Here is a 12,485-nt window from a genome sequence, read left to right on the forward strand (position 1 = left end):
GTAATTCCCGGTCAAATTCCTGTACATCCTAGCTCTGAAGCTATTTCAGTGAATAATGTGCATAGGGGTAAGGATTCTGGAATCCTTGCTACATGAGGGTTGTGGGTCGACTGGGAATTGCTGAGTGTTTATGCCGACTTTGGATTTGTTTCTTAGGGTGTTTACCTTAAAGATTAATGCATGTTATAGCGATGGTATATTTATGTTAAAGTGAATATGCCATTTTCTAAATTAATTTCATGAGGTTGTTATGAAAAAAAAATTGCCTATACTTTCTTTTATTGGTTGTTTGATTAGCATTAATGTGTTTGCTGACTCACAAGATATCGAAGATTCAGTATTTTCAGACAATGTTGGAGTTAGCGTCCTTTCTATGTCTGAAATGAAAGAAACAGAGGGATCTGCGATAATCGTTGGCACGCAGCTTGGTCAAGCTTTTTCTAGTGCTACGGGGATTGGAGGGATAGTGGGTGTCGGAGTTGGTGTTGCATTGGCTAATAATATAAGTACTAATATTGTGCTACCTCCAATTAGTATTAATATAAGATAAGGTTTTATTGGTTCTTTGAGCTTTCCTGTGGTTAGGCTTTTGCCATATATGAACACTCCACCGGCTAACAGCCGGTGGTTTCGGGTTGCGGCTGAAGTCGGATTGGTCGGCTATGCAGCCGACTGTAAAAAACCATAACAAAGCAATGTGACAACTGAACAGCAACCTATAAAATAACAGCAGCATCAACCCGATTAAGAATTGATTGACCGGCTAAAGCTGTGGGATTTACCGATCCCCTATTTAAGATGTTAGAAAATGGGCTGTCAAGCTTATTGTGATCAGGTGCTTGCAAGCCTGAGTTTATCGCTTTCCATTTGGCTTGAGAGCAAGAAAGTACCTTAAACCATGGGAGATACCAAAGAACGAACCGTTTTATTAGCCTTCATGGATCCCCAGTTTTGTGAGTATTCATAATGCACAGAATGCTATTGGTAATTTTCTACTTAGTGTTGGCATTGCCATTGAGTGGACAATCTGAAGAGATTGTTTTCTCTAGCCGTACTGTTTCAGGAGTCTTACACATAGAAAGCTGGAAGGCGTTGCGGGATAAGGGGGTGGTGAAACAGGATCTGGACTATTCATGTGGGGCAGCTTCAATAGCCACTTTGCTAACGGAGTATTACCGCAGGCCAACTACTGAAGAGGAAGTGCTGAAACTGTTGGCAAAAGGTGGCAGCCGTGCCTCCTTTGCCGACATGCAGCGCATCCTACCCCAGTTGGGGTTCAAGGGGTTTGGGCTGGCAACTTCATGGGAACAACTGGTTTCCCTGAAGTTACCAGTCGTTGTTTATGTGCGTCACCGTAAGGAAGATCACTTTACGGTGCTGCGTGGCATCAGCGACACGCATGTGAGCCTCGCTGACCCGTCACTGGGCAACCGCATCCTCACCCGCCAGCAGTTCAAGGACATCTGGGAAACCCGTGACGAGCCGGGGCTGGAAGGCAAAATGCTGGCAGTTTTACCTCTGGGTAAAAAGAAAAAGCCTGTTGACAAGGGTTTTTTCGCTAAACCACAGCCCCCCGTCTTGCCACTGAAGCTGCTGACGCAGCGTCGTCCATCCAGCCCTCCATAATTCTTTCATCAGTAGAAACGATCAGGTCATCAATAAAAAATACTTTTCCTCAATAGCCCTTACTACTCTCGATACAGGCTTGGCGGAGCACCAACCCCCAAGCTTGTTTTTTTAATGGCAATAGAAGGAGTTGAGATGAGATCTTTGTTGATTAGTATATTGGGGGTGAGCGCCTTGTGTGTCATGACGGCGGTCAATGCGGATGAGGCGGGTATTGGCGTGGGTACGGCCACAGTTTTGCAGTTACAACTTGATGGTCAGGATAATATCCAGGATTCGATGATCGGCCATCTTGATTCGGCGCTGGAGGATACTGTGATCTTGGTCGGTGAAGCTAGCGTGGTGCAAGTGCAAACAGGCGGCAGGAATAACGTGCAAACCTCATGTATTGGTACACATAGCGCAGACTGTTAATCCCACCCCAGCCTGATATTCCGGGCTGCCTGTCATTACAGTGTGTGACAGGCAGCCCGGTAGCTTTCAACAGGAATCCCCATGCAACGAATCAACGTTTTCAGCTTGGCAGCTGTATGGCTGCTGACAGCCCAGGTATTTGCGGATGATGGCGTCACAATTGCAGTTGACCATGCCAGCGTCAGCCAGTCACAAACCAGTACGGATGGTGCATGGCAGGAAGCAGGTATCGGTGTTGTCTCCAATTTGGCAGGGGCAGCAAGTGGTTATGTCAATGTCAGTAATGTCGCTATTACCCAAATACAAGCCAATGTCTCTGGCGGTCAGCAACAGGTTGTCGTGGGGGGGGGGGATTATATTGTGGGGGCGGAGATTGATATTTCGGTCAGTGATGTGACGGTTATCCAGGTGCAGGATGGCCTTGATGATGGTAGCCAGCTTGTACAGGTTGGTGCAGTGATTGGGGGGCAGGGTAACCCTGTTCACTCTGATGCTGAAATTGCTGTCGCAGGTATTGGGGTCATCATGCAGGAACAAACTGCCAGTAACCATGTCCGGCAGGTTGTCCGTATTGGGGTGGTGGCCAATAAATACCGCCCTTGACCCGAATGATGAGGGTATATGGATATGTTGAGTGGAGTGTGCATTTCACTGGTCATGTGCTTATAACCGTCGGTCAAAGCTGGCCTTATTGGCGTTAAGCACACGCTTTATGATGCCGGAAACACCAGTTGAATCAGGAAGTGACGAAGATGAGCTTAAAACGATTGCTGCTATGTAGTTTGTTGTGCATCAGCATTCCCGTATATGCGGAAGAAGATGCAGAGAGTGAAAACCTGATGACGGAGATGGCTGCCAAAATGGCGCAAATGAAAGCACGGCTACGGGCTTATGAGGCAGATGTGGAATATACCAATGATGATGCTTATGCCTTCTCACCGTTCGATACGACCGGTTGCGACATTAATATTGGCAATGTCATTGTCGATGACGGCGCTGATTCACCTGACGAAGTTATTGTTTTGATTGATGGGGATGTTATCCAGTCCAATAACTGCCGTTAAATTCGCAGCCGCCATCATTTTAGCCAACCATAAACGCGAGACAACAATCATGAAAAAGTCCGTACTATTAGCAAGCGTTGTTGCCATGTCTTTCCTGGGTGGTTGCGCCAGCCTTGATTCCCGGTTAGCGCAAGAATTTGCCAAAATCCGACGTGGCCCTTCTGGTTCGCCCTACAAATCCATCACCAATTTTTCTGATGCCCTGACGTGTGTTGATGATTTGATGCTGGTCAAGGGTGTGAAAGATATTCCTGTTATGGTGGAGGATATTGATGACAAAACAGAGGAGGTCAAAACAGGCACCCGTGACATGCTGATTTCCGCCATTTCCCGAATGACTACCAAAAGCAAGGCCATTAAGCTAATTGCCTACGGTAAGGATTCAGGCAATCTGGTTTCTTTTATGAAAGCAGCCAATTATGTGGGTGCTTACAAGGAAATGCCGTTGTTTGACATTCAGGGATCCATTACCCAGTTTGACAAGGGGGTTGTCAGTACCGATAGCAGTGTTGGGCTGTTCCAGCGTAAAAAAGGTGGGGGCGGTGCTGCCCATGGCAGTTCCCTGAATGTAGTGGCACTGGATTTGAATGTGTTGCAGGCATCTGATATGAGCGTTATGCCTGGTATCACCTCCAGCAATTCTGTCGCCATTTTCCAGCGTGCTGATTCACTGGATATGGATGCCAGTATCAATAAACTTGGCATCTATTTTGACCTGAGCTTGAATGCAAGTGAGGGTAAGGCGCAAGCGGTGCGTAATCTGGTGGATTTGGCCGCGGTTGAACTGGTGGGCAAGTTGGTCGGCGTACCTTACGGTAAGTGCCTGGGCGTTAAAGAGCCAGCGGTAGGCATGGCCGGAGCAACCGGGCAGACCGGCGAAAAAGGGGGCGATAGCCTAAAACCGACAGTATCCCAACCTGTTGATCCTGCTAAGGTGGTCGCGGTGAAACTTCCCAAGCTGACCCCCAAACAGGATGCGTTGGCTTCGTCCCCAACAGTGAGGCGCGTACTCAATGAAGGGGATAGCCTTGACCCGCAAGGGATTGTGAGAGTAAAACGGATTGTCACAACCAGCCAGCCTTAACGTGGATGACGGTTGATCAAGCAATTCAAGAGGAGTTGGTAACGATGAAATGGCCTATCATGACTTCTGCATTGCTGCTGTTGGTGGCAGGCAAGGCATCCGCCGATTTTTTCGATTTCTTCGACATGGGGGACATGTTTGGCGACAACCGCCAGCAGCAAACCCATCGCGCTACTGGCAACGGGCAAAGCTACGGCAACAGCGCCAGTCAATCGTCTGGCCAGTCACGCGGGCGTGGCGAAGCCGACATTAATATGGATTTCAACCTAGATTTTCGTGCGCAAGGCTGGGGCATGGGAGAGGCGGCAGGCAGGGGCAAAAGCCGTGGCGATGTGGCGCAGTCCCAGTACCTGAACAACCAGTACAGTGCTTGGGGTACGGGTTACAATAACCTTTCTGGCTATACTTTCCCGGATGCTACCAGCCTTTCCGGTTATACCTTCCCTGACCCGAACGCCATCAATGCGGCGACGGCTTACCGGAGTGCCTACCCTTATTCGGCTTACGCCTACCGTTACCCATCATATAGCTACTCATATAGCTACGGCTACCCGCAGCCTTACGCGCAGCAAGGGTATCAGGCTTACTACTACCCCTACTACGCGCAGCCTTACTACGGCTTTAGCCCTGTTCCAGTAACCGGCGCAGGTCGATAACGGCGGCATTCGCCCGTGACAGGTAGGAAGCCATGATCAGCGAGTGGTTGGTGACGAAGCCGAAACCGTTGCCATTCAGGATCATCGGACTCCAGATGGTGTTCTGGGTGGATTCCAGTTCGCGGATGATCTGTTGCAGGCTGATGCGTGCGTTCTTCTTGTCCAGTACCGGGCCAAAATCGGTTTCCACCGCTTTCAGGAAATGCAGCAGCGCCCACGCTTGCCCACGCGTTTCGTAGAATACGTTGTCAACCTGCATCCACGGCGTTTTGTTGAACTGGCTACCCGGTGTTGGGGTGGATTGTTCCGCCGCGCTATCGCCTGCCAGGCCAAGGTTCAAGCCTTCCCGTCCGACGCTGGCGCTGAGACGCTGGGAAAGGGAGCCGAGGCGTTTTTCCACCTGCGCCAGCCAGTCGCGCAGGTTGTCGGCGCGGGCGTAAAATTGCGCATTCATCTGTTTAGGGTCGCTCAGGCGCAGCAAATAGCGGTCGAGCGCCTTGATGGCGGTGCGGTATTCGCTTTCGGTCGGCGGGAACAACCAGGAGTCGGAGTCGAAGTTGAAACGCGGCTCGGCGATGATCAGATCCTTGTCTTCGGTCGATTGTGACTGTGAACGGCTGAAATCATTGCGGAAGGCGCGCGCCATGTCGCGGGTTTGCACCAGCACGCCGAATTCCCACTCTGGAATGTTGTCCAGATAAATGCCCGGCGGGGTTACGTCATTGGTGAGGTAACCGCCCGGTTTGTCCAACAGGGTGCTGGCCACCTTGATCAGGGTGCTGGTGGTGGTGACACCGGTGACCAGCCTGGTTTTGGTTTCTTCCACCTTGAGCTTGGCGTTTTCGTTGACGTCAAAGGTATCCGGCTCGTTGCTCCAATAGAGGCCGAGTACCAGCACCACGATGATGTAGGTGACGATGAATAACCCCAGCGTCCACCACAAGCCCTTTTCTTTCCAGGTCTTCGGGTGGTAGAGGTCAAGCACTTTTTTGCTGCCAGAGGCGGATGCGCTCAGTATTGCCATGACAATTCCTTCATGATCCAGTCGTTTTCATTGGTGTATAGTGGAGGATTTTAGGCTAACAGGATTCGTCCGCGATATAAAAACCATTCCGGACGGTTTATCAGGAGAGATTCATGGCGGTTTTACGTCCCCTCGCATGGTTATTTGCGCTGGTGCTATTGGTTGTGGCAGCGATAGCAATGTTTGCGCTGACCTTTGACGCCAACCGTTACAAGCCGGAACTGGTTACACTGGTGAAGGAAAAAACCGGGCGTGACCTCAATATTGATGGCGACATCGAGCTTTCCTTTTACCCCAATATCGCCCTGCAACTGGGGCAGGTGAAACTGGGCAATGCCAAGGGTTTTGACAGTGGCCTGTTTGCCGAAGCCGACAATGCGCGGGTGGCAGTGCAATTCCTGCCCTTGCTGGAACAGCAACTGAAAATCAACGAAGTCTACTTGCAGGGTTTGAAACTGAACCTGCACCGTAACAAGAGTGGAAAAACCAACTGGGAAGACCTGCTGCCTGCCGGTTCCGCACCTGCCGATGACGAAGCAGGCGAAGCCATGACCAAACTGCTGGGTGGTTTCGTGGTGGCGGGCGTGAGCGTGGAAGATTCGCAGGTGCGCTGGCGCGACGATGTGCAAGGCAAAACCCTCACCCTTGCTCCGCTTAACCTGAAAACCAGCGCCATTCACCCCGGCGAACCGGTCGACATCCATCTCGACACCAACCTCAAGCAGAACCAGCCCGCGCTGGATATGCACCTCGACATCGCCACGACTGCGCAACTGGCTGACAACAAGGACGATTTCACCCTTACTGCCCTCAAGGTGCAGGCGCAACTGCCCGATCAACTGGATGCCAGCGTCAGCGGTAACCTGCAAGGCAAGCTCGACAGCCAGCAACTGGCTGTTCCCGATTTGCAGGCGGTGCTCAAACTGGCAGGGCTGGGAACACTCAATCTCGGTGGTAACCTGAAAGCCGATCTGAGCAAACAGACGCTTGACCTCGGCGGCTTGCAGGCCAGGGCGCAACTGGACAACGCCGTTGCTGGCAAGGTGGATGCCGGGCTCAGCGGCGATGCCCATTACAATCTCGACAAACAGGTGCTGAGTATGGGTGGGATGCAACTCCAGGCCAACCTGCAAGGCGGCGAGCTGCCAGTGCAAAGCGTCAGCGCCAAACTCAGCGGCCAGCCCACGTTCAAGGTGAAAGACCAGCAACTCGATATCGACGAATTGCAACTGACTGCCGATGTGGAAGCCGATCAGATTCCCGGTGGCCAATTGCAGCAGCAAGCTAGCGGTAACCTGAAACTTAACCTGGCCAGCGGCAAAGGCGTACTGGATTTACCGAAAACCTGGCTGCAAACCAAGGACTACCAACTGGACGGCCAGCTGCAAGTGCAAGACCCGCTGCTACCGGAACGGAAAGTGGATGGCAGTTTCAAATCCGCCGTGCTGAGTTATCCCCCCTTCGAGTTGCAACAGGCCACCCTCGGCGTGCACCTGGGAAACGGCCAGTTGCAACTGACGCCCACCGGGACGCTGTTCAAGGGTAACTATCAGGGAACCATCAACATCGACACCTTGCAAACCCCAGCGACCCTGCGTACCGAACACAAAGTGCAAAAACTGCGTACTGAAGACTTGTTATTCGCCCTCACCGATGACCGGCTGGTGACCGGCGCGCTGGACATGAACGCCAAGCTGGATTCGGTGGTCGGCGATGCTGCCACTTTCAAGCAGAACCTCAACGGTGTCATCGATTTTGAATTAACGGATGGCACCATCCGCGACGCCAATTTCGCGCAAAAAACCAAGGAAATAGTCAAGCTGTTCGAGAAGGAAAGCATCAACGACATGGGCGAAAAGGAAGTCGCCTTCACCACCCTGAAGGGGCAGTGGAAGGTTAAACAAGGCGTGTTCAGCACTGCCGAAAACGTCATGACCGCGCCGCATTTCCAGGTCAAGGGCAACGGCGAGGTCAACATCGTCAACGAATCCCTCGACTTCAAACTGCGCGTCGGCGAAAAGCCCAAGCCCGACAAGCCGGAAGGGCTGTTTGCGCCGCTGCACATCTTCGGCCCGTGGAGCAAACCCAGCTATGAGGTGGAACTCGACGTGTTGCTCAAGGAAATGGCCAAGCACAAGCTTGATGAGGAAAAAGGCAAGCTGAAAGACAAATTCGAGGCCGAAAAGCAGAAACAGACCGACGCCCTCCAGCAAAAACGTGATGAAGCCAAGGATCGCCTGAAGCAGGAATTACAGGGTGAGCAGGACAAACTGGAACAGCGCTTGCAGGATCAGTTGCAGAAACAATTGGGTGGTTCCGGTGAACAACCGCAAGAAGGCGAAGCCAGCCCGGAAGACCAACTCAAGAAAAAACTGGAAGATGGGTTGAAAGATAAGCTGAAAGGGTTATTTTGAGGCTAATAGCGGGCAGGTTGGCGATTGGGGAAGATAGGCTGGCCGAATTAATTCTGAATTATCAATGCGGTGATAGTGTTGCTGACATCGCCCATAAACTTAAGGGGATATGGTCATGCGGGGCGCGACACGCTGCATTGACGCGGTGGCTATATGCTTTGGATATTTCCTTGGTTCTTGGCAGGTATTGCTATCCTTGCTTATAATCTCCAATAATATTCGATTGTTCTATTTATTTTTATAATAAAAATCAGATTATTTATTGTTACTTATAATTTTCTGGTGGATATTGGAAAGGGATTTTTCATGTTCTACAAGACACTGTACCCCCTCTATAGAAAAACCGGGGCATCAACCTATTTCCGCAAGCGGCGCTTTGACCTGATACGCGAAATGCTGGCATTGACTCCAGGCCAGAGAGTGCTGGAAGTAGGGTGTTCCAGTGGCATCGATTTCATGCAGTTTGCCGATCAGTATCAGGTGATGGGTGTTGATGTGCGCGATGTGCCCAAAGTCTGTGACTTTCCGTTCCGGCAGCTGAATGCGAAATCTTTGCCCTGGCCTGATCGGCATTTTGATGCGGTGGTATCGATTGGGGTACTGGAACACATCCAGCCCATCGATACTTTGTGCGCGGTGACGGCTGAAATCCGTCGTGTGGCGAAGCGGTTTTGCGTGATTGTGCCTTCCAATGGCACCTGGATTGAACCGCATACCTGGGTTCCCTGGTGGCAGTTGCGGGGGCAACACACCAAGCCGCCGTGTGCTTTCGAGTTGAATTATTTCAGTGATGAAGCCTGGTTGCAGTTTCCTGGCTTCCTGGATGCGGTGACGAAACGTTACTGGCATGTGCCGGGCGTGCAGAACCTGATGATCCTCGGTTAATCGCCCGTTACCACGTCCACCACTGCACCGCCTACCTTGAACGGCACTTTGGCAACTTCTACCGCCGCACCCGTGGCAGCACCCACCGCAGCGCCGGTGACGCTGCTGGCGACCTGGACGGCGCAGCCCTGTAATAACAGGGCTAACACCAGCAAACCGGCATAGGCAGGGCGCATTACGCCGCCTCTTCCTTCTTGGAAGCCCGTTTGCGCTCATGTTCCAGCAGGAAGCGTTTACGGATACGGATGCTCTTGGGGGTGATTTCCACCAGTTCGTCGTCGTCGATGAACTCCATCGCCTGTTCCAGCGTCATGCGGATCGGTGGAACCAGGATCAGGTTTTCATCCGTACCGGCAGCGCGGATGTTGGTCAGCTGCTTGGCTTTCAGCGGGTTGACCACCAGGTCGTTGTCGCGGCTGTGGATGCCGATGACCATGCCTTCATAGACTTCTTCACCGTGGCCGATGAACATGCGCCCGCGCTCTTGCAAGTTGAAAATGGCGTAAGCCAGCGCCTTGCCGGTGGCGTTGGCAATCAGCACGCCGTTGTGGCGTTGGCCAATTGAGCCGGGCTTGACCGGTGCGTAATTTTCAAAGGTATGGTAAATCAGGCCAGTGCCGGAGGTCATGGTCATGAAGTCAGTCTGGAAACCGATCAGGCCGCGTGACGGCATGATGTATTCCAGCCGTACCCGCCCTTTGCCATCCGGTGCCATGTCTTTCAGCTCGGCCTTGCGCTCGCCTAGTGCTTCCATCACCTTGCCCTGGCTTTGCTCTTCGATGTCGATGGTGACGCTTTCAAACGGTTCCATTTTAACGCCGTCGATTTCGCGGATGATAACTTCCGGGCGGGAAACAGCGAGTTCGTAGCCTTCGCGGCGCATGTTTTCGATCAGGATGCCGAGGTGCAGTTCGCCACGACCGGATACCTTGAATTTCTCAGGGTCGTTGGTGTCTTCGACGCGCAAGGCGACATTGTGCAGCAGTTCCTGTTTGAGGCGCTCGTTGAGGCGGCGGGAAGAGGTACCGGTTTTGACTTCCTTGCCCGCAAATGGCGAGGTATTGACCTGGAAAGTCATGGTGACGGTCGGCTCGTCCACGCTCAGCGGTGGCAGCGCCACCACATTATCCGGGTCACACAAGGTGTCGGAAATGTGCAGCTCATCCATGCCGGAGAAGGCGATGATGTCACCGGCTTGCGCTTCGTTGACTTCCACGCGGTCGAGGCCGTTGAAGCCGAGGATTTTCAGGATGCGCCCGCTGCGGATATTGCCTTCGGTATCAATGGCCTTGATCTGGGTGTTGGTCTTGACCTTGCCCTGCTTGATGCGCCCGATACCGATAATGCCGAGGTAGGAGTTGTAGTCGAGCTGGCTGACCTGCAACTGGAACGGGGCATCCACGTCTACGTCTGGCGCGGGTACGGAGTCGATAATGGTTTCAAACAGTGCGGTCATGTCGCCGCTGTCGACGGTCTCTTCCAGACCCGCAAAACCGTTCAGGGCGGAGGCGTACACCACCGGGAAGTCGAGTTGCTCGTCGGTGGCGCCGAGGTTGTCGAACAGTTCAAACACCTGATCCATGACCCAGTGCGGGCGTGCGCCGGGGCGGTCGATCTTGTTGACGACCAGGATGGGCTTGAGGCCGTGGGCAAAGGCTTTCTGGGTCACGAAACGGGTTTGCGGCATTGGGCCGTCCACCGCGTCCACCAGCAACAGCACGGAGTCGACCATGGAGAGTACGCGCTCAACTTCGCCACCAAAGTCGGCGTGCCCAGGGGTGTCGACAATGTTGATGCGGTATTCGACGCCATTTTTCGGGTTAGTCCAACGCAGGGCAGTGTTTTTCGCCAGGATGGTAATGCCGCGCTCTTTCTCCAGCGCGTTGGAATCCATCATGCGTTCGGAAACTTCGGCGCGTTCGCCCAAAGTGCCGGATTGTTGTAGCAGTTTGTCCACCAGGGTGGTTTTCCCATGGTCAACGTGGGCGATGATGGCGATGTTTCGCAGGTTCTGGATCACAGCTAAAGTACTCAATGAATGCTTGAAAGGCGCGATTATACTTGGAATATGGTAATTTTCTAATGAATTTGTATCGTAGGGTGGTTTGCATCGCTTGACCTTGTACTTGCGGCGATTACGACCTATAAACACTGCAATACCTGCGGTGATTACGATGACCTGGATACACCAACAACCCGCCTGGCCTCATTTCTACTGGGATGATAAAACCTTGAGCACCCCACTGGCCTCTGTGCGCCACCAGCAAGGACGCTTGTTGGGGCGGATGGATGCACTGGGCTTTTCCTTCCAACGGGAAGCCAGCCTGAATGCACTGACCAATGAGGTGGTGAAATCCTCCGCGATTGAGGGCGAACACCTAAACCGCGAAGAAGTCCGCTCCTCCATTGCCCAAAAGCTGGGGATGGATCAGGGTGGGCGTTTGCCAGCCAGCCGCCACGTCGAGGGCATCGTCGAAGTGATGCTGGATGCGACCCAGGCTTACCAGCAACCGCTGAGCGAAGAACGTTTGTGCGCTTGGCACTGCGCTTTGTTTCCGACCGGTTTCAGTGGCATGACCCCCATTATGGTGGGTATGTGGCGACCACCCTCCGCAGGGGCAATGCAGGTTATTTCCAGCAGCTATGGGCATACAAAGGTACATTTTGAAGCACCGGAAGCGACCCGTTTGCCGGATGAAATGGCGGCATTTCTGGCCTGGTTCGCAGCAGATGGCGGGCTTGACCCGGTGCTGAAAGCGGGCGTGGCGCATTTCTGGTTTATTACCTTGCATCCGTTTGAGGATGGTAACGGGCGTATTGCCAGGGCGATTGCCGATATGGCTTTGGCACGGGCGGATCAAACCCCGCAGCGGTTTTACAGCATGTCGGCGCAAATCGAGGCCGAACGCAAACACTACTACGCACAACTGGAGCGCCAGCAACGCGGCTCGTTGGACATTACCCCGTGGCTGGGTTGGTTTCTGGGTTGTCTGGAACGCGCCATTGGCAGTGCCGGGGAAGCATTGGGCGCGGTATTGCACAAAGCCAGGGTGTGGGAATGCCTGCACCCTTACGCGGTGAATGAGCGCCAGCGGGTGGTGCTGAACCGGATGCTGGGTGATTTTGAGGGTTATCTGAATACCTCAAAATATGCAAAGTTGGCGAAATGCTCGAATGATACCGCCTTGCGCGACATTACCGCGTTGCTGGCGTGGGGTGTTTTGGTACAGAATCCAGCCAAAGGTCGTAGCACTAGTTACCGGCTGGTCACGGCAGAAGAATTGCGCCAGTTTGATCCATCCAAACAGCCATGATTGT

13 protein-coding genes are annotated in these 12,485 nt (G+C 52.9%); 10 read left to right on the forward strand and 3 right to left on the reverse strand.

What is annotated here, in order from left to right; all coding sequences use genetic code 11:
- Positions 1 to 250 precede the first annotated feature (250 nt).
- From THINI_RS15015 to THINI_RS15045, 7 genes are all read left to right on the forward strand, one after another.
- Positions 251 to 550 carry a hypothetical protein gene (locus tag THINI_RS15015; protein WP_002709404.1) on the forward strand — a complete coding sequence of 100 codons (300 nt, stop codon included), beginning with the start codon at positions 251 to 253 and terminating at the stop codon, positions 548 to 550.
- 560 nt (positions 551 to 1,110) lie between these two features.
- Complete coding sequence (locus tag THINI_RS15020; RefSeq protein WP_245536627.1) at positions 1,111 to 1,626, forward strand: C39 family peptidase; 516 nt, start codon at positions 1,111 to 1,113, stop codon at positions 1,624 to 1,626.
- A 147-nt stretch (positions 1,627 to 1,773) separates the two neighbouring features.
- Positions 1,774 to 2,040, forward strand: coding sequence for a hypothetical protein (locus tag THINI_RS15025; protein ID WP_154724423.1), 267 nt, complete (start codon positions 1,774 to 1,776; stop codon positions 2,038 to 2,040).
- An 81-nt stretch (positions 2,041 to 2,121) separates the two neighbouring features.
- Positions 2,122 to 2,643 carry a hypothetical protein gene (locus THINI_RS15030; RefSeq protein WP_002709407.1) on the forward strand — a complete coding sequence of 174 codons (522 nt, stop codon included), beginning with the start codon at positions 2,122 to 2,124 and terminating at the stop codon, positions 2,641 to 2,643.
- A 128-nt stretch (positions 2,644 to 2,771) separates the two neighbouring features.
- Entirely contained in the window at positions 2,772 to 3,104 is a 333-nt protein-coding gene (locus tag THINI_RS15035) for a hypothetical protein (protein ID WP_154724424.1), read from the forward strand.
- 49 nt (positions 3,105 to 3,153) lie between these two features.
- Positions 3,154 to 4,188: a hypothetical protein gene (locus tag THINI_RS15040; RefSeq protein ID WP_002709409.1), complete on the forward strand. Its 1,035-nt coding sequence runs from the start codon at positions 3,154 to 3,156 to the stop codon at positions 4,186 to 4,188.
- A gap of 44 nt (positions 4,189 to 4,232) precedes the next feature.
- Positions 4,233 to 4,844 (forward strand): hypothetical protein, encoded by a 612-nt coding sequence (locus tag THINI_RS15045; protein WP_040839484.1) that lies wholly within the window; start codon positions 4,233 to 4,235, stop codon positions 4,842 to 4,844.
- Here THINI_RS15045 and THINI_RS15050 read toward each other — a convergent pair.
- Complete coding sequence (locus THINI_RS15050; RefSeq protein WP_002709411.1) at positions 4,810 to 5,868, reverse strand: DUF2333 family protein; 1,059 nt, start codon at positions 5,866 to 5,868, stop codon at positions 4,810 to 4,812. The genes THINI_RS15045 and THINI_RS15050 overlap by 35 nt on opposite strands.
- 113 nt (positions 5,869 to 5,981) lie before the next feature.
- Here THINI_RS15050 and THINI_RS15055 point away from each other — a divergent pair, with 113 nt between their 5' ends.
- Together THINI_RS15055 and THINI_RS23570 are read left to right on the forward strand one after the other, a co-directional pair.
- Positions 5,982 to 8,282, forward strand: a complete 2,301-nt coding sequence (locus THINI_RS15055) for an AsmA family protein (protein WP_002709412.1) — start codon at positions 5,982 to 5,984, stop codon at positions 8,280 to 8,282.
- A 306-nt stretch (positions 8,283 to 8,588) separates the two neighbouring features.
- Positions 8,589 to 9,167 carry a class I SAM-dependent methyltransferase gene (locus THINI_RS23570; protein ID WP_002709413.1) on the forward strand — a complete coding sequence of 193 codons (579 nt, stop codon included), beginning with the start codon at positions 8,589 to 8,591 and terminating at the stop codon, positions 9,165 to 9,167.
- Here the strand turns inward: THINI_RS23570 and THINI_RS15065 are convergent.
- The gene (locus THINI_RS15065) at positions 9,164 to 9,343 is read right to left on the reverse strand and encodes a hypothetical protein (protein ID WP_002709414.1); all 180 of its coding nucleotides are present in this window, start codon (positions 9,341 to 9,343) and stop codon (positions 9,164 to 9,166) included. The genes THINI_RS23570 and THINI_RS15065 overlap by 4 nt on opposite strands.
- Positions 9,343 to 11,187: a translational GTPase TypA gene (typA, locus tag THINI_RS15070; protein ID WP_002709415.1), complete on the reverse strand. Its 1,845-nt coding sequence runs from the start codon at positions 11,185 to 11,187 to the stop codon at positions 9,343 to 9,345. Before typA ends, THINI_RS15065 begins: the two co-directional genes overlap by 1 nt.
- A gap of 154 nt (positions 11,188 to 11,341) precedes the next feature.
- On the opposite strand from typA, the gene THINI_RS15075 reads away from it, so the two are divergent.
- The gene (locus THINI_RS15075; protein WP_002709416.1) at positions 11,342 to 12,481 is read left to right on the forward strand and encodes a Fic family protein; all 1,140 of its coding nucleotides are present in this window, start codon (positions 11,342 to 11,344) and stop codon (positions 12,479 to 12,481) included.
- Positions 12,482 to 12,485 lie beyond the last annotated feature (4 nt).

The sequence above is a fragment of the Thiothrix nivea DSM 5205 genome (assembly GCF_000260135.1).
In the GTDB taxonomy this organism is placed as follows: Bacteria; Pseudomonadota; Gammaproteobacteria; order Thiotrichales; family Thiotrichaceae; genus Thiothrix; species Thiothrix nivea.

Excerpts from the sequence above, each read along its gene's own strand:
- THINI_RS15015 (WP_002709404.1), top strand. The coding sequence starts at position 251 with ATGAAAAAAAAATTGCCTATACTTTCTTTTATTGGTTGTTTGATTAGC.
- THINI_RS15030 (WP_002709407.1), top strand. The coding sequence starts at position 2,122 with ATGCAACGAATCAACGTTTTCAGCTTGGCAGCTGTATGGCTGCTGACA.
- THINI_RS15040 (WP_002709409.1), top strand. The coding sequence starts at position 3,154 with ATGAAAAAGTCCGTACTATTAGCAAGCGTTGTTGCCATGTCTTTCCTG.
- THINI_RS15045 (WP_040839484.1), top strand. The coding sequence starts at position 4,233 with ATGAAATGGCCTATCATGACTTCTGCATTGCTGCTGTTGGTGGCAGGC.
- THINI_RS15050 (WP_002709411.1), bottom strand. The coding sequence starts at position 5,868 with ATGGCAATACTGAGCGCATCCGCCTCTGGCAGCAAAAAAGTGCTTGAC.
- THINI_RS15055 (WP_002709412.1), top strand. The coding sequence starts at position 5,982 with ATGGCGGTTTTACGTCCCCTCGCATGGTTATTTGCGCTGGTGCTATTG.
- THINI_RS23570 (WP_002709413.1), top strand. The coding sequence starts at position 8,589 with ATGTTCTACAAGACACTGTACCCCCTCTATAGAAAAACCGGGGCATCA.
- THINI_RS15065 (WP_002709414.1), bottom strand. The coding sequence starts at position 9,343 with ATGCGCCCTGCCTATGCCGGTTTGCTGGTGTTAGCCCTGTTATTACAG.
- THINI_RS15075 (WP_002709416.1), top strand. The coding sequence starts at position 11,342 with ATGACCTGGATACACCAACAACCCGCCTGGCCTCATTTCTACTGGGAT.